Raw genomic sequence first — 19,653 nt, 5'->3', positions numbered from 1 at the left:
GCCAACCAGACCCTGCAAGACCGTTTGGTCAAGGAGCTGCGCCTGCGTGAGATCTCGGACATCGACGCCGCCAACGCCTTCCTCCCCACCTTCATGGCCGACTTCAACGCCCGCTTCGCCGTCGAGCCACAAAGCCCCCAGGACTGCCCACCGACCGGTGCTGCACAGCCCCGAGGAGCAGGCCCTCATCCTTTGCATGCACCATACCCGTAAGCTCTCCAAGAACCTTTGCTTCCAGTTCAAGAACCGGGAATATCAGCTTCAGGGACAGGGCAAGGGCTACCGCCTGCGGGGTGCCGACCCTCACCGTCTGCGAGGCCTTCGACGGCACCATCACCCTCCTGCACCAGGGCACATCATGCCTTACCGTCTGTTGGCTGAGGGCGAACCGCCCACACCGCTGGATGATGAAAAAAGTGTCCACCACAGCGTCGACCAGGCCAAGGCAAAACAGACCGCCAAGCCAACCTACAAACCGGCGCCGGACCACCCTTGGAGAGGTCGGGGCAACATCACTCCGGCACCAGCCCAAACACCATAACCACGCATTCTACGGGGGACACTTCTGCTTTGCACAAAAGGGGACTTTTCTGAATTGGGTTGACAGGGGCGATGACCGCCATTTGAACCCCGCATGGGCAGGAAATAGAATAACGAAGGAAAACAATCAGAATATATGGGTGTCTATTTCTGATTCCCCAAGCACGTTATTTCCTTATAATGGGCGATCTGTCTGAGGAGCGCTGCAGCGGTTTTTTCCGCCAGGCTCAGGCGGCATTCCCAGGTCGTGCGGGCTGTGTCCTGCCGACCTCACAAGGCTCAATGCCCTGTGCTTTCTTAAAAAACGGCGCTCGCTGTATCCCGGTACCGGGCGGCGAGCGCGTGTTCCTGCCTTGTGTCTACCGATCTCATGGATACGCCCAGCGCAGCACTGATCAAGGTGCCGGCCTGCTGTGGTGTGTCTTTAATCCATTCTACCTGGAGGTTTGCGTTGTGTCGGCCTTTGTGGTCGCTGAAAACGCAAAAAGATTGCCAATGAATGCTGTTGTCCAAAACCAAGCCAATGATTTTTATGTAAAGGATCTTTCTTTAGCCGAGTGGGGGCGCAAGGAGATTGCGATTGCCGAGACCGAGATGCCGGGCTTGATGGCGGTGCGTGAGGAGTTTGCCAAAAGCCAGCCGCTTAAGGGGGCGCGGATTGCCGGTTCTTTGCACATGACCATCCAGACGGCGGTGCTGATCGAGAGCCTCAAGGCGCTGGGGGCGGATGTACGCTGGGCCTCGTGCAATATTTATTCAACGCAGGATCACGCCGCTGCGGCCATTGCCAAGGCGGGGGTGCCGGTGTTTGCCTATAAAGGCGAGAGCCTCACGGAATATTGGGATTTTACCCATCGCATCTTTGAGTGGGCCGATGGCGGCACGCCGAATCTGATTTTAGATGATGGCGGGGATGCCACCTTGTTGATTACGCTGGGGGCGCGGGCCGAGCAGGATCGTTCGCTGATCCAGTCACCGACCAATGAGGAAGAGGAGGTGTTGTTTGCCGCCATTGCCCAGCGCCTGCAGACTCAGCCGCATTGGTATTCCACAGTTTTGAAAACGCTGCGCGGGGTGACTGAGGAAACCACCACCGGGGTGCATCGTTTGTATCAGATGGAAAAGGAGGGCCGTTTGCCGTTCCCGGCAATCAATGTCAATGATTCGGTGACCAAATCCAAATTTGATAATTTGTATGGCTGTCGCGAGTCGCTGGTGGATGGCATCAAGCGCGCCACGGATGTGATGGTGGCGGGCAAGATTGCGGTGGTCTGTGGCTATGGCGATGTCGGCAAGGGCTGTGCGCAGAGCCTGCGCGGGCTGGGTGCCAGTGTCTGGATCACCGAGATTGATCCAATCTGTGCCTTGCAGGCCGCGATGGAAGGCTATCGTGTGGTGACGATGGACGATGCCGCTGCACAGGCGGATATCTTTGTGACCGCTACCGGCAATGTGAATGTGATCACCCGCGAGCACATGGCGCGGATGAAAGATCAGGCGATTGTCTGCAATATTGGCCACTTTGATTCCGAGATTGATGTCGCCGGATTGCGTCAATATCCGTGGGAAAACATCAAGCCGCAGGTGGATCATGTGATTTTCCCCGACGGGCATCGCATCATCTTGCTGGCCGAGGGGCGGTTGGTGAATCTGGGCTGTGGCACCGGGCATCCGAGCTTTGTGATGTCAAACTCCTTCACCAATCAGGTGTTGGCGCAGATGGAGTTGTGGCAAAACGGGACGCAATATGCCAATAAGGTGTATGTGCTACCCAAGCATCTGGATGAACACGTTGCCCGCTTGCATCTGCAAAAAATCGGCGTCAAGCTGACCACACTCACGCCCGAGCAGGCGCACTATATCAGCGTCCCGGTGAATGGTCCGTATAAGCCGGATACCTATCGTTACTAAGTTCCGGGAGCGCGGAGCACCGGCTCCGCATAGACGTGGCGGCATCTTCCAGATGTCGCTACAAGTCAGCGACGGCGAGAAGCCGCCGCCACGATATTGCGAGGACTTTCTTATGCGTTCACAACAGGCTCATGAGCGGGCCTTCAGTTTTGAATTTTTCCCACCCAAAACCCCGGAAGGGGCAGCCAAGCTGAGCCAGACCTGGCAGACGCTGGCCGAATTACAGCCGCGTTTTTTTTCCGTCACCTTCGGCGCGGGCGGCTCCACCCAGGAGCGCACCCTGGAAACGGTGCTCAATATCCAACGCGAGGCGGGGATTGATGCCGCACCGCATTTATCCTGCATCGGCTCAACCCGCAATCATATCCGTGAGATTTTGCACACCTATCAAAACCACGGCGTCAGTCATATTGTGGCGCTGCGCGGCGATATGCCCTCGGGGATGCACGGCGAACCGGGTGAGCTGCGTTATGCCAATGAATTGGTGCGCTTTATCCGCGAAGAAACCGGCGATCACTTCTTTATTGAGGTCGGCGCCTATCCGGAATTTCATCCCCAGGCCACCAGTAGCAGCAAAGACCTGGAGAACTTCCGCCGCAAGGTCGAGGCCGGGGCCAACGCCGCCATCACCCAGTATTTTTATAATCCAGATGCGTATTTTTCCTTTGTCGATGCCTGCGAAAAACTGGGGCTGAGCCTGCCGATTGTGCCGGGGATCATGCCGATCACCAACTACACCCAGCTGGCGCGTTTTTCCGATGCCTGCGGGGCGGAAATCCCACGCTGGATTCGCAAACGTCTGGAAAGTTATGGCGATGACATGGCCTCGCTGCGGGCTTTTGGTGAAGAGGTGGTCACCCGCTTGTGTGAGCAGTTATTACAGGCCGGGGCACCGGGTCTGCATTTTTACACCATGAACCAGACCGGCCCCACCCTGGCCATCTGGCGCAATCTGAACCTGAGCCCATGCGACTGACCCTGCGTCAGTTACAGCTGTTTGAATGTGTGGCGCGTGTGGGCAGTTTTACCCGGGCGGCAGAGGTCTTGCACCTCTCGCAGCCTGCGGTGTCGATGCAGATCAAGCAGCTCGAAGACGTGCTCGGCATTGCCTTGTTGCAGCAGACTGGCAAACGCATCCGCCTGACCGAGGCGGGGGAAGTGGTGTTACAGACCGCCCAGGATTTACACGCCCGGCTGGAAAGCCTGCAGATGCGTCTGGCCGATCTGAAAGGCTTGAAAAGCGGACGCTTGCGGCTGGCAGTGATGACCACCGCGCAATATTTCATCCCGCAGGTGCTGGGGCTTTTTTGTCGTGCCTATCCGGGGATTGAGATCTGTCTTGAAGTCACCAACCGCGAGCATGCGCTGGAACGGCTGCAACACGGTCAGGATGATTTATATATCTTTGGGCGCAAGCCCGAAGGCCATGAGCTTGAGGTCTTGCCCTTTGCCCCCAACCCCCTGGTGGTTATGGCCAGCGCCAGCCATCCGCTGGCCAGACAGGCGCATATTCCCCTCAAAACCATCCTGCAGGAACCTTTTTTGATGCGCGAACCCGGCTCCGGAAGTCGGGATGCGGTGTTGCGTCTGTTCGCCTCACAAGGAATGAGCGCGCAGGTGCGCATGGAACTGGGCAGCAACGAGGCCATCAAAAACGCCATCGTCGCCGGGCTGGGCATTTCCGTGCTGTCAGTGCATACCCTGACCCTGGAAAGCGCCCGTGGCCCCATCGTGATTCTCGATGTCGAAGGCTTCCCGATTCTGCGCCAGTGGTATGTCGCCTATCCACGGGCACAGGGTTTGTCACTGGTCGCCCAGACCTTTTTTGAATTTTTAATGAGCGACGGCCAGGCACTGGCCATGCATCTGGCCGATGAACTACTGCAAAAGCCCCGCCCACCGATGCCCACCACCCCCGAGCCTCGCATCACCGAGTAACCCGGTTATCATCAGTTTGCGCGGGAAACCCCGGCCGCAAGGCCAAGGAGGGATAGCGCAGCACGCAAAGCGTGCTCCTGTTCCCGACGCCTCCTCTGTAGTGGGTTGTTATCTTTATACATGTATGCTATTTCCTGTGAATGGAAGTTAAACGCGCCTACCGCTTCCGGTTTCATCCGACGCCCGCGCAGGAACAAACCCTTGCCCGGACGTTCGGCTGTGTGCGTTTTGCGTACAACCACATGCTGCGGCTGCGTACGGAGGCGTGGTTCAAGGACCAAAAGCGCGTCGGCTATCACGAGACCTCCGCGCTTCTGACCGCGTTGAAGAAGACGCCAGAACATGCATGGCTCAACGAAGTCAGCAGCGTTCCGGTACAGCAGGCGTTACGCCATTTGCAAACGGCGTTCGTCAACTTCTTCGCCAAGCGTGCCGGGTATCCGCAATTCAAACAAAAATATGGGAAGCAGTCGGCGGAATACACCACCAGCGCTTTCAAGTGGGACGGCAAGGCGCTGAAGCTGGCGAAGATGGACGCACCGCTGGCTATTCGCTGGTCACGCACCTTGCCGAAAGTCGCGAAGGTGACGACCGTGACCGTGTCGAAGGACACGGCGGGGCGGTATTTCGTGTCGCTGCTGTGCGACGACACAGTATCGCCGAAGCCCGAAGTCACCGGCAAGGTGGGCATCGACCTGGGCCTAACCCACTTTGCCATCCTCTCGACCGGCGAGAAGATCGCCGCGCCGAACACGTTTCGCAAAAATGAAGCCAAGCTCGCGAAGCTGCAGCGGCGGCTGGCGAAGAAGCAGAAAGGCTCACGCAACCGGGCCAAGACACGTTTGAAGGTTGCACGGCTGCATACACGCATCACAGACGCCCGCAAGGACTTCCTGCACACGCTTTCAACCCGGCTGGTCAACGAGAACCAAGTGATCGCCGTCGAGACGCTGGCCGTGAGCAACCTGCAGAAGAACCGCTGTCTGGCAAAGTCGATCAGCGATGCAAGCTGGTCGGAGTTCGTCCGGCAGTTGAAGTACAAGGCGCAATGGTGTGGGCGAATGCTGGTGGGTATCGACCGCGGGTATCCGTCGAGCAAACGCTGTTCTGAGTGTGGACACACCGTAGCGAAAATGCCGCTGTCTGTCCGAGAGTGGGTCTGCCCGGAATGCGGCAATCTCCACGACCGCGATGTGAATGCAGCGCGCAATGTGTTAACCGCCGGGCTGGCGGGGTTAGTCTGCACAGAGAACGTAAGTCCCGTGTGGCTGTAAAGCGGCATCGGCTGATCTCGTTGAAACAGAAAGTCCTGATCGTGAGGTTAGGAATCCCCCGCCTTCAGGCGGGGGAGGATGTCAAGTGCTTAAACCTGCGTATGTAGAAGAAGGTGTAGATATGTTTTTTCCTAAAATCAGCAGCGTAGCAACCCCCAAGGTTATCAGTCTGCCGGAGACGGCCAGTATTGCCGATGCCATCGACATGATGGCCACGCATAATATTCGCGATGTGGTGGTGGTCACTCACGATCAAGGTTATCGGCTGTTTTTATCCAATATGCTGCTTGATTTAGAGCTAAATCATCTGGACTACAACACCCCCCTGGCGCAGCTGGATTTGGCGGAGGTGGTGATCATGCACCCGGGGGCTTCCTTGCTGGATGGTTTTCGGGCTATACGCAATCGCTCCGAGCATATCTGTCTGGTTGATGATGCGGGTCTGCTGGTGGGGATTGTCAGCTATACCGATCTGGCTGCCAGCCTTGATCCGCAAATGCTGGCACAAACCCAGACCGTCGGCGATCTGCTGTGGGGGGCGCGCAAGCTGACGGTCGATGAGCACACCCGTACACGCTGGGTTATCACACGCATGCGCCATGAGCAGCACATGGCGGCGCTGATTTTGCGCGAGCAAAGCCCGGTAGGGATTTTGACGCAGCGTGATGTGGTGTCTTTATTCAGTCAGCGGGCAGATCTGGCGCGCCCGGTCAAAGATTATATGAGCGCGCCGCTGCTGACCCTGCCAGAACGCACCAGTGTGGCCGCTGCGCTGGAATTTTGCCGCCAGCACCGCATCAAGCGCGTGGTCGTCGTCGATGCCCAAGGGCAGTTAAGCGGCATCATCACGCAAAAAGACCTGGTTAGCCTGTATTACAACCAGTGGTTTGATCTGCTGAAAAATCACCAGGAAGAGCTGTCGCGCCTCAATGAGCAACTTAAGGCCAATAATCATCTGCTGGCCAGCATTACCGATGAAGTGCCGGGCGGTTTGATGGTCATTGATGCGCAAGGGGTGATCATCCGCACCAACAAGGCGGCCTCCAACATCCTGGGTTTTAGCCCGCAAGAAATGCTGGGGCGACGGGCGCTGAGCTTTTTTCAATGTGCCCAGCAAAGCAGCATAGATAACCCAGCCAGCTGCCTGCTCAACTGTCACCGTGATAATACGCCGGTTCCCCTGGACCAGTGTCCGGTGTTTAGCGCCTGGCAAAACGGCGAGGATTTTCAGGGGCGCGAGGTCTTCATCCGCGCCGATACGCGCCCGGTGGTGGTGAATTTTTCCACCAAGCCCTTTGCCGAAAGCGGCGGGGCGGTATGGCTGTTTCAAGACATCACGCCGATGGTCAAGCGCGAACAGGCGGTGCAAAACGAGCTGCGTCTGTTTACCGGCGGCCCGGTGGTGGTGTTTGTCTGGCGTCCTGAAGCGGGCTGGCCGGTGGAATATGTCTCCCCCAATGTCGCAAGCATTTTGGGCTTTACGGCACAGGAAATGACCGATCCGGGCTTTGACTTTTCATCCTTATTGCATCCTCAGGATGCCGAGCGCATCACCGCAGAGGTTTCAAACCATCTGGCACAACGACATAACCATTGGGAGCAGCATTATCGCCTGCGCACCCGCACTGGCGAATATCGCTGGTGTTATGACTACACCGTGCCCGAATACGACGCACAGGGCCGCCTGCAACTGATTCGCGGTTATATCCTCGATCAGACCCAGGAACAGCAGACCAAGGCATCGCTGGCGCTGAGTGAACAACGCTGGCGGTTTGTGCTGGAGGCCACGCAACAGGGCGTATGGGACTGGAATCTGGCGGAGAACCAGGTGTTTTTTTCGGCCCGCTGGAAGCAGATGTTAGGGTATGCCGACGCTGAGCTGGGCAATCATCTCAGCGAATGGGAAAATCGCATCCATCCCGAGGACAAAGCCGCCTGTCTTGCGGCCTTGCAGGCTCACCTGGATGGCGCAAGCGATGTCTACAACAGCGAACACCGTCTGCGCTGCAAAGATGGACGCTATAAATGGATTCAGGATCGTGGCCAGGTCATTGAGCGCAGCGCCAATGGTGCGGCGATACGCATGATCGGCACCCATACCGACATCAGCGAGCAGCGCGCCATGCTTAAGCGCCTGCAAACCCAGGAAGCGCAATTTCGCACCCTGTTTGAGCTCTACCCGGACGGTACGCTACTGCTGGACCCGCAGACCACGCAGGCGGTGCAGTTCAATCGCCTGGCCCACGAAGGGCTGGGCTATACCGCCGCTGAATTTGCCCAGCTTACCGTGTCTGATTATGCCGTTGAGCACAGCCCGGCGGAGATTCACCACCGTCTGCACAGCGTTCAATCCACGGCGGGTGATGACTTTGAAACCCGCTTGCGTCACAAAAACGGGCAACTGATTGATTTTAGTGTGTCGATTGTGGGCTTACAGCTGGATGATAAACCCTATGTGCTGGCGGTGTTGCGCAATATCTCCACCCAAAAAGCCGCCAAACGGGCCTTGGCAGATAGCCAGGAGCGCCTCAAAATCGCCACCGAATCCGCCCAGCTGGGTATCTGGGACTATGATGTCACCAGCGGTTATCTGACCTGGGATGAGGGCATGTTTCGCATCTATGGGGTTGATCCTAAGCAGTTTAGCCACCGCTATGAAGACTGGGAGGCCACCCTGACCCCGGAAAGCCAGCGCAGCGCCTGCCAAGCCTTTCATGCTGCCCTGTATGAGCAACGCCCCTTTGATCTGGAAATCCAGATCTGTCGCCCCAGTGATGGGCAAATACGCACCTTGACCGCCCAAGCCCAAGTGATTCGCGATGCCCAGGGAAACCCTGTGCGCGCCGTAGGCGTCAATCGCGACATCACCGCCCAGGTGCATGACCGCAACGCACTTGCCGCCCAGGAAGCCAAATTTCGCAGCCTGTTTGAGCTTTCGCCGGTCGGGATTGCGATGAATGATTACGCCACCGGCGAATTTCTGGAATTCAATGCCGCCATCAACGAACCCGCAGGCTACACCCCCGAGGAATTCCGCACCCTAAGCTATTTCGATGTCACCCCCCTGGAATACATGGACGATGAAAAGCAACAGATTGAATCCATGGAAAAAACCGGACGTTACGGGCCCTTTGAAAAAGAATATATCCGCAAGGATGGCTCACGCTATCCGGTATTGCTGCATGGATTCAAAACCGTTGATACCACGGGGCGGGCCGTCATCTGGTCCATCATTCAGGATATCTCCGAACTGAAAGCCGCCCAGCAGGGACTGATCGAACGCGAACAACGCCTGACGCAACTGGCCGTGCAAAGCCGCACCGTTACCTGGGAAGTGGATGCACACGGGCTGTACACCTACGTCAGCCCGGTGGCCGAGGCCGTATTGGGCTACCGCCCCGAGGCGCTGATCGGCAAACGGCATTTTTATGATCTACATCCACCGTCAGGGCGCAGCGCCTTCAAGGCCGAGACTTTCCGGGCTTTTTCCCAAAAAACCGCCTTTCACGATCTGATCAACCCGGTGGTCTGCAAACACGGCGAGATCCTCTGGGTTTCCACCTATGCCTTCCCCATCCTCGATGAACAGGGGCAACTGTGCGGCTATCGCGGCAGTGATCGCGATGTCACCGAATCCAAAAAAGCCCAGCAGGCACTCGAAGAAGCCCGCAACCAATTCGCCTCACTGGTACGCAACATCCCCGGCATCACCTACCGCTGCGCCTTTGACGAGGCGCGTACCATGCACTACATCAGCGACGCCGTAGAACGCATCTGCGGCTATCCGGCCACGGCCTTTAGCGGTGCCTCTGCGCGCAGCTACAACGACCTGATGTTTGCACAGGATCGCCAGACCAGCGTAGACACCATCGCACACTGCATCGCCGCCAACAAACCCTGGGACATTGAATACCGCATCGTTCATCACCACGGACACATCGTCTATGTTCAGGAAAAAGGCCAGGCCATTTGTGATTCAACAGGCCAAGTCCTCTTTCTGGATGGCCTGATTTTAGACATCACCGAACGCAAACAAACCGCCATCGCCCTGGAAGAAAATCAGCGTAAACTGGACATCTTTTTTTCCCAATCCTTAAGTGGCTTTTTCTTTATGATGCTGGACGAACCGATTGTCTGGAATGACACCGTCGATAAAGAAAAAACCCTGGATTATGTCTTTAGCCATCAACGCATGACCCAGGTCAATCAGGCCATGCTGGACCAATACGGTGCCCGCCTGGAAGATTTTATCGGCCTCACCCCGCAAGCCCTGTTTGCCCATGATCTGGCGCATGGCCGCTACATCTGGCGTGGCCTGTTTGATCAGGGGCGCTGGCACGTCGAAACCCATGAGCAGCGCCGGGATGGTACCCCCATCATCATTGATGGCGACTACATCTGCATTTACGACGAACAAAACCGGATCACGGGGCATTTCGGGGTGCAAACCGACATCACCCAGCGTCGTCAGGCAGAGATCGAACTCCAGCGTCAAAAAGAGCGTTTCAGCGGAATTTTTGAAAAAACCCGCAGCGGGGTTGCGGTTTATCGCGCCGTCAATCAGGGCCAGGATTTTGAGTTTCTGGAATACAACGCTGCCGCTGAACGTATCGACCAAAAACATCGCCAGGACATCATCGGCAAGCGGCTCACTGAATGCTTTCCTGCCGCCAAGGAATTTGGCCTGCTGGATGCCTTAGCGCGGGTTTATGCTACCGGGCAAACTGAAGAGATCCCGGTTTCTTTATATTATGACGAGCGCATTCTTGGATGGCGTGAAAACACCATCTTCAAATTATCCTCTGGTGAAGTCGTCGCGGTCTATGATGACTTAACTGAAATCAAGCAGGCCCAACAAGAGGCCGAATTGGCCAGCCGCGCCAAAAGCGATTTTCTCGCCAATATGAGCCACGAAATCCGCACGCCGATGAATGCGGTCATCGGTTTGAGCCAGTTATTGCTACAAACCCCGCTCGACGAACGCCAGCAAGATTATTTAAACAAAATCCACAACGCCTCGCGCATGTTGCTGGGCATCATCAATGATATTTTGGACTATTCCAAGATCGAATCGGGCAACCTTGAACTTGAACAAACGGGCTTTCAGATCACAGATATTTTAGATCAGATGGCGGTGCTGTTTGGTGAGGCCGCCTCAGAAAAAGGGCTGGAGCTGTTATTTCATATTCACGCCGAGGTCCCTCAGGCACTGGTCGGCGATGCTTTGCGCTTAAGCCAGGTATTATCTAACCTGCTCAGTAATGCCATCAAATTTACCCTGCAAGGCAGCGTCACACTCACCGTCTCGCAGATACACCAAGACCCCCATCAGGTGCAGCTGCGCTTTTGTGTCAAAGACAGCGGCATCGGCATGACCCCAGAACAGCAAGCCAAACTGTTTAAACCCTTTACCCAGGCCGACACCTCCACAACCCGCAAATTTGGCGGCACTGGCTTAGGACTGGTCATCAGCCGCAAACTGGTAGAAAAAATGGGCGGCTCCTTACAACTGGAATCCGCCATAGAGAAAGGCGCTTGTTTTTGGTTTGATCTAAGCTTGCCGATCTGTACCGTGTTATCGCATATCACCAACTGCCCTGAAACGCAGGGGCGGCGCATCTTGATTGTCGATGATCACGCCAGTGCCCGCCTGATTTTGCGCGAAATGCTCCTGCAATGTGATTATGAAATCGAAGAAGCCAACAGCGGCGAACAGGCGATTGAAAAAATGCTTGCCGCTGAACAGGCCGGCGGCGGTTTTAATTTCATCCTGCTGGACTGGAAAATGCCCAACGGCATGGACGGTCTGCAAACCATTGACCACATCAAACAGCTGCAGGCCAGCGGTGTTTTGCGCAATCAGCACACCGAAATCTTAATGATCAGCGCCTACAACAAACAAGAGATTGCCCTGGACAGTCATCATATCAGCGCCTTTCTCTCCAAACCCGTGACGGCGACCACCTTGTTTGAAGCCCTGCAACGTGCTGAAAAAGGCGATACCCAAAGCGCCACCAAGCACCGTCAAATCAGCAAAGTACCGGCATTGACCGGCCTGCAGATTTTGCTGGTAGAAGACAACGAGATCAACCAGGAAGTCGCCCTGCGTATGCTGGAAAAAACCGGGGCCGAGGTATTTATCGTAGAAGACGGCGCGCAAGCCGTTGCCGTTGCCTTGCAAACCCACTTTGATTTAATCCTGATGGATCTGCAGATGCCGGTCATGGATGGCTTTGAAGCGACCCGCCAGATCCGTGCCCAAGGCCAGCGCATGCCCATCATTGCCCTGTCGGCAGCGGTGATGCAGGAAGACAAACAGCGCGCTGCCGCAGCCGGGGCCGATGATCACATCGCCAAACCCATTGACAGCGCCGTACTGTATCAAACCCTGCGCCACTGGCTGGGTGTCCATAGCGATGCCGGCAGCGTACAGCCCAAAACCCCAGCCTTAGCCACCCCAGGCACACCCACAGACCCCAGCGCCGCCGCCCTGCCCACGCAGCTTCCTGGCTTTGACCTGCACAAAGGACTCAAACAGGCCGATAACGATGCCGTGTTCTATCTCAGCATGTTAGTGCGCTTTCACCAAAAACTGCAGGGCTACCTAAACCTGCCAGAACAACTTGACACAGCACCGTGTACCGAACGCTCACGCCAGCTGCACACCCTCAAAGGTCTGGCCGGGCAACTCGGCGCCGTGCGCCTGCAAAACCTCACCGCCCAGATTGAACAGACCCTGCAGCGTGGCCACACCCTGCAAAGCGATACTGTGCAAAACTTCACCGCAGCCTTGCAGGAAGTCAACCACGCCTTAAGCGAACTCAGTACCATGCAAATCAACATCCTTCCCCCTCGCAACCCAGCCGCCTCACCGGCCACAGCCCCACAAGCCCATGCCGAGGCCATCGCGCATTTACAGGTCGCACTGGTTACGCATGAATTTATCGACGACACCCTGCTGCAAGACGCCCTGCACGCCCTGAGAAACCTCTACGGCAACGAACCCTGCCACGCCCTGGAACAGGCCATCGAAAACATCGACCACGAAACTGCATTGCAAATACTCACCGACATGCGCAAGAACTCATAAAATCCTGGAACTAGCTAGGGGGCGTTAACAATTACTAATTTATGTGCCTAATGTAGCATAACGGGATTTTGATGGATAACGGATGCCCCGACTCATGCTGCGAGATGACCCATGGGAGAGACTTGAACCGCTTCTCCCTGGCAAAGTAACCGACTGCGGTGTGACCGCCAAAGATAACCGCCGCTTTATGGAAGCGGTCCTGTGGATCGCGCGCACCGGGGCGCCTTGGCGGGATCTGCCGGAATGCTTTGAACGCTGGCACACGGTTTACATGCGATATAACCGGTGGTCGAAAAAGGGGGGTTGGCAACGCATTGCCGAGACGTGGGCCGATGCTCCTGATCTGGAGCCGCTGATGATGGACGGCACTATTGTCAGGGTTCATCCGCAGGGCGCATCAAAAAAAACGCTCAGGACACCGAGGCGATGGGCACGTCGCGAAGCGGATTGAGCACCAAGATCCATGCAGCTATCGATGCCTTGGGCAACCCGGTGCGGCTGATTCTCACCCCGGGCCAGGCCTGTGAATACAGTGTGGCTCCGGCGTTGCTTGAAGGTTTTGCCCCGAACGCGGTACGGGGTGACAAAGGCTACGATGCGACTGCGCCGAGAGACATCATCCGAGCGGTGGGGGCTGAGCCCGTGATTCCCCCGAGGAAGAACCGTTTGGATGTCATCGAGGTTGACTGGCACAGCGATAAAGACCGCAACCTTGTCGAGCGGTTTTTCGAGAAAATCAAAGCATTCAGACGAATCGCCACGCGCTATGAGCGGCTGGCACGGAACTACCACTCGCTACTGTGTCTCGTGTCAGCCTTCGTTTGGCTGGCTTGATTGTTAACGCTCCCTAATGAATCTAAACCACGTCCAGGCTGAGATGCGTAATTTCTGTGATACGCTATCCACGTGACCTGAGCCGCCGTGGGCTCGCCCTGTCATTCAGACAGACCAGAGGGGTTGCGTTGATGCTCAAAGTGGATCTGGCCAAGTGGAACCAAACCGCCGATGACCTTCGGGAGGCGGCGTTGACAGCCCCGCATGCGCGCACGCGCGAGCGGTTTTTCGCCCTGTACGAACTGACGCAACAGGATCGGGGAGCGACGGCGGTGGCCCGTCGCCTGGGACGTCCTGTGCAAACCGTGATCCGTTGGGTGCATCGCTACAATGCCGAGGGCCCGACGGCGCTGGAGTTTGTGCGCACAGGCGGGGTCTCCCCTTTTTTGACCCGCTGAAGGATGCGGCACTGGATCGCCTGATCCGTGACAGTGTAGCGGCTGCGGCGGCACCGGCGACACAGCGCGAAGCACAGACAGGGTGCTTGGTGCCCCATGAGGCGTTGGCGGCGCACACGGCCCCGGCGCGCTGGACCCTCAAACGCCGGGTAGCGTGGATCGAGGGCACATTCAAGCGCCGTGTCAGTCGCGAAACGGTGCGTCGGGCACTCAAGCGCCTGGGGTTTTCGTGGAAGAAAGCCAAGGCGTTGCTCAATCGCGCCTCCACGGCGGCGCGTGAAGCCTTCGTCGAGCGCCTCCAAGAGATCCTCCCGCGCACCCGGGGGCCACAGGCCCCCTGGATGATCTATCTGGATGAAGCCCACCTCCATCAGGACGCCGATCTGGGCTATGGCTGGGCCCCGACGGGTGAGCGCCTGTGGGTCGGTTCCCACAGCCCCGGATTGTCGGCCAAAGTCAGTTTCTATGGGCTGCATGTCTACAACCACGGTCAGGTTGAGATCTGGGATTTCCCCCGTTCCAACACCGCGCACACCCTGACGTTGCTGCGCCGTCTGCGCGAGCACTACCCCAGCGGCGAGATCATCCTGTTCTGGGATGAGGCCTCCTATCACCGTGCCGGGGCCGTGCGCGAACTCGCTCAGGCGCTGTCCATCACCCTCCAGCTCTTGTCCGACCCGCCGCGCCCGGGCTGCCCGGGTGAATTCACGTCCGAGCAGATTTGCCAGGTCATCGCGCGGGCGTGTGAGCAGCCACCGCCGCCGTTGACCCACTGGACACGCCAGGATCTGGCGCGCGAGCGCATCGCACCCGCTACGGGCTCAATCCCCACATCACCGATGAGGCTACCTTCCGTCAGGAGGTTCGCACGGTCTGTACGCGGTACCATCAGGCAACGCCGTTGCATGAACACGGGGTTCATCTCAAAAACCGGCATCCAGGCCATAGAGGCGATCCACCCGTCTCACCCGATGCAGCCCGGCCATCCCGAGGCCGTGGCGTTCGCGTACAAACGCCACGGTACTCAGACTCTGATCGCCCATTTCGAGGTCGCCACCGGGCTTATAATCACTCCCTCCATCGGCGACACCCGCACCGAGGCGGACTTCGTGGCCCACATCGCCGCCACCGTGGACACCGATCCACACGGCGAATGGAGCTTCGTCTGTGACCCACTCAACACCCATCAATCGGCCAGCCTGGTGGAATTCATCGCCCAACGCTGCTCAATCGACACCGAACTGGGCTGCAAGGGAAAGACGGGAATCCTCGCCAACATGTCCTCTCGGGCCGCCTTTCTCCAGGATCCCTCGCATCGTATCCGGTTCGTCTATACCCCCAAGCACTGCGCTTGGCTCAACCCGGTCGAGATTTGGTTCGCTATCCTGACCCGGCGACTGCTCCGGCGTGGGCGCTTCGCCTCCACCCAGGCGCTCAAACAACGCCTTCTTGAGTTCATCGCCGTCTTCAATCAGACACTCGCCAAGCCGTTTCGCTGGACCTACATCGGCAAGCCGCTGATGGCGTAAGTTATCCAGAGTATTTCTGGTGCACGGTACTGCTCCTAAAAACCTAAACAAAGTTGCTTATGCGATTTTTAGGCACTTCGCTCTCCGTTGATAACACCCTTGCGGGCGAGCAACTGGAGTCCTGGTTGAGCAGTCCCAACCGAATGGCCGGTCAACACCGGCAACATGGGCGGTTTCAGCCGTCGAAACCCAGCTTGCGCCATAAAAGTGGCCTCGGCGTTCATCCTAAACAGAGAACAACTTTGCGATTCGACTTCGACCCCGACCATGGAACGCGAAACCTTCGCGCTTGTAGATAACCTATCTACAGTAGGGAATTTTGATGAAGAATGAAGAAAAAATCAAGAACTGTTTTTTGCTCCTCATCCCCATTCTATTAGGAGCTTACACCTAGTTGGTCAACTGACATAAAAATCACCCCGCACCCAACCCATCTCTTGACGGGTGAATCCGCGTTCCCACAGAGAAACTGCCGTCTTGCGTTTCTCTTCCTGCGCGGCCGGGTGCAGTGTGCGAGCGTCTTCTCGTTTCATGCGTAAAGCATAACACATGCGTATCTATTTGATCACCGAGTTAATAATGGCAGGGTTTCGGATAGCTGGTAATAAAAGTGGAGCAGCCCAGCAGACCGGACCGCCCCTGAGAAAGCGCCGAAGGCGCACGAATCCAGCAAGCAAGTGATGATCTCCAATGTGGCGGTTTATCAAGGGGTGCCCTGATACGCTACAACCGCCAAGTAATGCCTGCTGGAAAACCTAAATCAAGCGAAAACGGTTAGCTCGCCATTCGGCGCCGTCAATCACCCCGGTGTTATATAGGTTTATCCAGTCATAAAAAAACGGATAGAAGCCTGACACGCCGAGCACGGTAAACAAGGCAGCACAAATCACCACCACGACACCGGCAAAAACATATTCTGCCGGGTCGCCTGTGCGAATCCGCCCACCGAACAGGTGAAAACGCCGATCTGACCAAGGCCCAAAAGGAACACCCGTAACGGTCATGGCGTCCGCCAGGACATGCGAGAGTCCCCCCAAGGCAAAACCCAGACCGATGTGACTGCTGTTTTCCTTGAGGCGTGAGAGCCTATAGCCGCCCCATGCGCTGACGCCATCCATGCCAGAGGCCTAGATGGATTTTGCGCCAGCGTTCGCGCCGTTGTTTGGCCAGCAGGAGATAAAAACCGTAGCGCAGGATCAGGCGCCAGCCGTCCACACATTTCCAGTTCAGTGGAACCCAGGGCTGCTGGTAGAGCCAGATGGCGTTGCGAAAATGATAGTAATGCCGCAGGGGCGAATGCAGCGGGATTTTGCGCCGCCCAAAAGAGAGAGCCGCATCGCCCAGGGCATGTTCCATGTGCGCGGTACACACGCCAAAATGGGCAAAACCTTGCAGACGCGCCCGCATTCCCCATTCAATATCAATGTAATCAATGAACAGGGCCTCTTGCATATCGCCGACGATATCGAGGGTTTGCACAGCGATCAATGAGCCTGAGGCGATCAGGTAATCGACAGCCACGGGGAGGTGTTCTGGCTGGCAGCGGTGGCGTTTCAGCCGCAGGCGCTGAATCTGAATAAACGGCGGCGGATTGTCCTGGCGTGGGTCAACATAGCGCGGCCCGACTGCACCGACGCGCAGCCCTTGACTGGCCAGCTGCGCCCGTACGCGCAGCAGCTGCTGCACCATATCTGCCGCAGGCAGGCTGTCTTGATCCATCAGCAAGACATCATGCAGACCCATTTGGCGACGCACCCAGGCAATGCCCTGATTTTGTGCGCAGGCCAGCCCCTGATTATCCTGGAGTGCCAAAACTTCAACACCAGCCAGACCTTGCGCATGTAGCCAATCCGCCAGATCAGGACATGAACCATTGTCTACGATGATGATGGCCTGTACCTGGGTACGGAGACGATCCAGCTGCTTTTTTAAGGTATCCAGACACGGGTGATAGCTGACAATGACGGCGGCAACACCATTGTCAGGGCTTGATGCAGCGCAATGCGGCATGTGGATTTAAACCGTGCGTCGGTTACAGCGTGTGTGTAAGCCGATCACTTTGCAAGGCACCGCCGAGCAAGCCTTCAATGCGGTTGCGGGTGCTGCCGTTATCCTGGGGATTGAATTGCACGCCGATGCCGGGGGTACGGTTACCCTGGGAGCGCGGCGGCGTGACCCAGACGATTTTTCCGGCAACCGGAATGCGGTCTTTTTCTTCCATCAGGCTCAGCAGCATGAACACCTCATCGCCAAGGCGGTAGCGCTTTTGCGTGGGGATGAACAGGCCGCCGTTTTTAACGTAGGGCATGTAGGCCATATACAAGGAATTTTTGTCTTTGATGGCCAGATTCAGAATACCTTGACCAGGTGGCATGGGGCGACTCCCTTAAGAGGTGCGGCAGGCGTTAAAGCGAATCAACAGATCTTCGAACAGCATGTGTACATTGAGCGCGGTACTGGATGCCCGCTGACCTTCGAGCAGTTGATCCTGAAAGTAAAAGGTCTTGTCCAAGTCTAGCCGGTTTGCCAGAGATTGCAAACTACCAGCACGCTCGGCCTGCGCTAAATAGGCCGGTGTCAGCATCAGTTTGTGGCGGATGATGTCGGCGGTCAAAAGATACAGGCGCTGGATGACATCGCCTGGCGCTTTGGACTGCCAGTGCCGGGCAAGCTCCATGGGGCTTTGCTCATTGTTAGTTAGGCGCAGCAGCTGTGCAATTTCTTCAGACCATGTTTTGTCATGATCCTGGTGTTGCTGGGCCAGTTGCAGTGCTTTGAGCGGTGCGCCATGAGCCAGCACCAGAGCGCTTTCCAGTACTGCGCTGTGCAGTGCCGCATTCTGTGCGTGTAGCCAGCTCAAGGCGAGCGGTGTGGGCGGCAGTCCGACTTTGATGAGTTGACAGCGGCTGCGCAGGGTGGCGGGTAGACGGGCGGGATGGGCACTGATCAACAACAGATGCGCACCCGGCGGTGGTTCTTCAAGGGTTTTGAGCAAGGCATTGGCCGCCGCAGAATTAAGCTGATCGGCGACATGAATCAAGGCCACGCGGGTATTGCTGCGACTCCCTTTAAGACTGATGAAATGCATCAGCCCCCGGATTTGTTCAACGCTGATCTGGGTTTTGTCCTCCGCCGTCTGGATATGGTTGATATCGGGGTGGGTTTGCGCGCCAAACCACAGGCAGTCCTGACAGCGCTGGCAGGGCTGATGGGCCGCATCTCGCTGTTGGCACACCAAGGCTTGCGCCAGATACTCGGCGAGATGTTGCTTGCCAAGCCCTTCAGGGCCGGTAAACAGCAGGCCATGTGGCAGATTGCGCGCCTGGATGCGCTGCCCAAGCAGTGCCCAGGACGGCGCTAACCACGGATATAAGGCAGTCATCCCCGAACTCCTACGGTGCTGCGCGCTCTATTTGCGTCACCTGATCGTGATCAAAATAGACAATCACATGACGGGTTTCAGGCTGCCCATCGCCGGGCTTGAAATAATAAATATAATCCCAGCGCTCTTGCCCGCGAAAAGGGTGCTGTAGCACCGGTTCACCCAGCAGATAGCGCACCTGCGCCGGGCTCATGCCGGGTTGCAGTTGTGCCAGTCGGCTTTCATCAATGGCATTGCCTTGCTGGATGTCCAGGCGATGCACGGAAAAAAGCCCCCCACAGCCGGACAATAACAAGATACCCAGTAATAAAAGATAAGGCATGATATGCCGTTTCATTCGTTTCTCCGCGAGAAACCCCATCTTAGGGCGGAAAAAAATAGCCGCGACGACCTCGCCGCTGCGAAATAGGTGCAGGCTGTCCACCTGCCGGACCGTTGAGGCTCTGCACGGTTCAAGATCAAAGCTGCCGCGCAGTCCGCACGTTGGGTCAATCGTCCGGGGCAAATACTGGATTAGCAAAGCTAATTAAGATACAGTCCAATCATGATTTTTATTCACCCAAGGCGACGCTAAGGCACTGGCTATTTACTACCAGAGGCTGGGGTGCAAAGTAGCGGCGGCTTAAACCTTCAGGCGGCCAAAGCGCCCCCCGTCTTTTTGTGGACAGACATTCCCTGATGCGCTGCCTTAAGGTACAGCGCGTTTTAGACAGCATAAGGATAGCATTTAAGCGGTCTTTGGGAGAGCAGACCGCAT

The 19,653-nt window shown here is 56.8% G+C and carries 13 protein-coding genes, 2 pseudogenes and 1 riboswitch; of the genes and pseudogenes, 10 read left to right on the top strand and 5 right to left on the bottom strand.

Features of this window, described 5'->3' with window-relative positions:
* The 10 genes and pseudogenes from THISIDRAFT_RS13465 to THISIDRAFT_RS14980 form a co-directional block, all read left to right on the top strand.
* Positions 1–213 (top strand): annotated as a pseudogene (locus THISIDRAFT_RS13465) (hypothetical protein); the annotation flags it as partial.
* A complete protein-coding gene (locus THISIDRAFT_RS13460; RefSeq protein WP_221914024.1) occupies positions 197–541 on the top strand; it encodes a hypothetical protein in 345 nt (114 codons plus the stop codon). The pseudogene THISIDRAFT_RS13465 and the gene THISIDRAFT_RS13460, both read left to right, overlap by 17 nt.
* 188 nt (positions 542–729) lie before the next feature.
* A riboswitch (S-adenosyl-L-homocysteine riboswitch) is annotated at positions 730–860 on the top strand.
* 175 nt (positions 861–1,035) lie between these two features.
* Positions 1,036–2,451, top strand: a complete 1,416-nt coding sequence (gene ahcY, locus THISIDRAFT_RS13455) for an adenosylhomocysteinase (protein WP_040853396.1) — start codon at positions 1,036–1,038, stop codon at positions 2,449–2,451.
* A gap of 112 nt (positions 2,452–2,563) precedes the next feature.
* Entirely contained in the window at positions 2,564–3,427 is an 864-nt protein-coding gene (gene metF / locus THISIDRAFT_RS13450; RefSeq protein WP_006788804.1) for a methylenetetrahydrofolate reductase [NAD(P)H], read from the top strand.
* Positions 3,418–4,389 (top strand): LysR family transcriptional regulator, encoded by a 972-nt coding sequence (locus THISIDRAFT_RS13445; RefSeq protein WP_006788805.1) that lies wholly within the window; start codon positions 3,418–3,420, stop codon positions 4,387–4,389. The genes metF and THISIDRAFT_RS13445 overlap by 10 nt, the downstream gene beginning before the upstream one ends.
* Before the next feature lie 140 nt (positions 4,390–4,529).
* Complete coding sequence (locus tag THISIDRAFT_RS13440) at positions 4,530–5,663, top strand: RNA-guided endonuclease InsQ/TnpB family protein (protein ID WP_221914023.1); 1,134 nt, start codon at positions 4,530–4,532, stop codon at positions 5,661–5,663.
* A 121-nt stretch (positions 5,664–5,784) separates the two neighbouring features.
* Positions 5,785–12,753, top strand: coding sequence for a PAS domain S-box protein (locus THISIDRAFT_RS13435; RefSeq protein WP_050984863.1), 6,969 nt, complete (start codon positions 5,785–5,787; stop codon positions 12,751–12,753).
* A 109-nt stretch (positions 12,754–12,862) separates the two neighbouring features.
* A pseudogene (locus tag THISIDRAFT_RS15415) lies at positions 12,863–13,584 on the top strand (transposase); the annotation flags it as partial.
* A gap of 134 nt (positions 13,585–13,718) precedes the next feature.
* Positions 13,719–13,985, top strand: coding sequence for a helix-turn-helix domain-containing protein (locus tag THISIDRAFT_RS13420; protein WP_006786992.1), 267 nt, complete (start codon positions 13,719–13,721; stop codon positions 13,983–13,985).
* Between the two features lie 89 nt (positions 13,986–14,074).
* Positions 14,075–15,514 carry an IS630 family transposase gene (locus THISIDRAFT_RS14980; protein ID WP_006786993.1) on the top strand — a complete coding sequence of 480 codons (1,440 nt, stop codon included), beginning with the start codon at positions 14,075–14,077 and terminating at the stop codon, positions 15,512–15,514.
* 755 nt (positions 15,515–16,269) lie between these two features.
* Here the strand turns inward: THISIDRAFT_RS14980 and THISIDRAFT_RS13400 are convergent.
* Genes THISIDRAFT_RS13400 through THISIDRAFT_RS13380 form a run of 5 tightly spaced genes read right to left on the bottom strand, consistent with a single transcriptional unit; the run spans position 16,270 to position 19,233 of the window.
* Positions 16,270–16,632 (bottom strand): metal-dependent hydrolase, encoded by a 363-nt coding sequence (locus THISIDRAFT_RS13400; RefSeq protein ID WP_006786994.1) that lies wholly within the window; start codon positions 16,630–16,632, stop codon positions 16,270–16,272.
* Positions 16,601–17,524, bottom strand: a complete 924-nt coding sequence (locus tag THISIDRAFT_RS13395) for a glycosyltransferase family 2 protein (protein ID WP_006786995.1) — start codon at positions 17,522–17,524, stop codon at positions 16,601–16,603. Before THISIDRAFT_RS13395 ends, THISIDRAFT_RS13400 begins: the two co-directional genes overlap by 32 nt.
* Positions 17,525–17,546: 22 nt before the next feature.
* Entirely contained in the window at positions 17,547–17,888 is a 342-nt protein-coding gene (locus tag THISIDRAFT_RS13390) for a PilZ domain-containing protein (protein ID WP_006786996.1), read from the bottom strand.
* 12 nt (positions 17,889–17,900) lie between these two features.
* On the bottom strand, positions 17,901–18,896 hold the full coding sequence (gene holB / locus THISIDRAFT_RS13385; RefSeq protein WP_006786997.1) for a DNA polymerase III subunit delta': 996 nt from the start codon (positions 18,894–18,896) through the stop codon (positions 17,901–17,903).
* A 10-nt stretch (positions 18,897–18,906) separates the two neighbouring features.
* Positions 18,907–19,233 (bottom strand): outer membrane protein assembly factor BamE, encoded by a 327-nt coding sequence (locus tag THISIDRAFT_RS13380; protein WP_006786998.1) that lies wholly within the window; start codon positions 19,231–19,233, stop codon positions 18,907–18,909.
* Between the last annotated feature and the right edge of the window lie 420 nt (positions 19,234–19,653).

Origin of the sequence: Thiorhodospira sibirica ATCC 700588 (genome assembly GCF_000227725.2) — a bacterium.
Taxonomy (GTDB): domain Bacteria; phylum Pseudomonadota; class Gammaproteobacteria; order Ectothiorhodospirales; family Ectothiorhodospiraceae; genus Thiorhodospira; species Thiorhodospira sibirica.
This window is presented reverse-complemented; position numbering and strand designations above follow the sequence as displayed.